Source organism: Aeromonas sp. ANP5, from assembly GCF_963870295.1.
Taxonomy (GTDB): Bacteria; Pseudomonadota; Gammaproteobacteria; order Enterobacterales; family Aeromonadaceae; genus Aeromonas; species Aeromonas veronii.
The window spans coordinates 1-950 of sequence record NZ_CAWMRY010000084.1 but is presented as its reverse complement, the minus strand read 5'-3'; the positions used below and the strand labels follow the sequence as shown (position 1 = coordinate 950).

The window sequence follows — 950 nt, the reverse complement described above, 5'->3', positions numbered from 1 at the left end:
GCACCGTTACTTTGACCCGGAGTTGGGGCAATATATCTCGCCAGATCCGATAGGGTTTGATGGTGGCTTTAGCCCATATGCTTATGTGCATAATCCGTTAGAATGGGTTGACCCCTTTGGCTTATCTATTGGCCGAGCAGGGAAACAAGCAAGATTAAAAGAGCTGGCTAATGATCCAAAACAGCCAAGCCATGTCCGTGGATGGATTAAACAAGAACAAAACTCGATTGCTAGAGGACAAAGGACTAATATTAGAAATCCGCCTGGTTATCAGCTAGCCCATTGGCGTGGGTATGAGGCATCTAAAGGTTATGGTTATGAGTACTCAGATCCTCAACATACAGATCTACACCGTAGGCAACATAAGTATGATGGCCATGGTATAAAAAATAAACCAGAATCAAGTGGCAAGGCCGGATGTAAGGAAAAAAACAATGAGACTATCAGCTAGAGAAATAGAGGTTATTTCAGGGATAGGCAATAGGGATAGGTATGTTTATTTTATCAAAAGGGTAGCTGATGCTGAGTCAGCATGGGTACTTGATGATGATGGCTTTGCTCTAAGCTGTGATGGCTCAAATAATGATTTTATCGTATTGTGGCCTGCTAGAGAGTATGCTGAAGCCTGCGCGATAGATGAATGGTCACGCTATAAACCTAAAGAAATTGAACTGGACTTTCTTCTTTATGAATTTTTGCCAAATCTATCTAATGATGGTTTGCGCATCGGTGTTTTTATGGTTCCTTCAACTAAGGACACTCCTATTGTCAGTGCAGATGAATTGTTGGCTGATTTGAAAAATGAGTGTGAGAAGTATATCTGATCATTTTTTGAAGGTTATAGCTATATGGAGTCTTTGTCAGCGTAGATGTAAAAAAAACCGGCGTAATGCCGGTTTTTTTTAGCGTCACTGAGCTAACAGAGCTGGAAGCTCAATGGCAACGGCCTG

Annotated in this window: 2 protein-coding genes; both read left to right on the top strand. The window is 41.7% G+C overall.

What is annotated here, in order from left to right; translation table 11 throughout:
* Positions 1-451: polymorphic toxin type 8 domain-containing protein (locus AACT07_RS22335; protein ID WP_216093299.1), on the top strand; the 451-nt coding region annotated here is incomplete at its 5' end.
* On the top strand, positions 435-824 hold the full coding sequence (locus AACT07_RS22330; RefSeq protein ID WP_069530088.1) for a DUF2750 domain-containing protein: 390 nt from the start codon (positions 435-437) through the stop codon (positions 822-824). The genes AACT07_RS22335 and AACT07_RS22330, both read left to right, overlap by 17 nt.
* Positions 825-950: the final 126 nt, after the last annotated feature.

Coding starts and splice junctions, on each gene's coding strand:
- AACT07_RS22330 (WP_069530088.1), top strand. CDS start 435: ATGAGACTATCAGCTAGAGAAATAGAGGTTATTTCAGGGATAGGCAAT.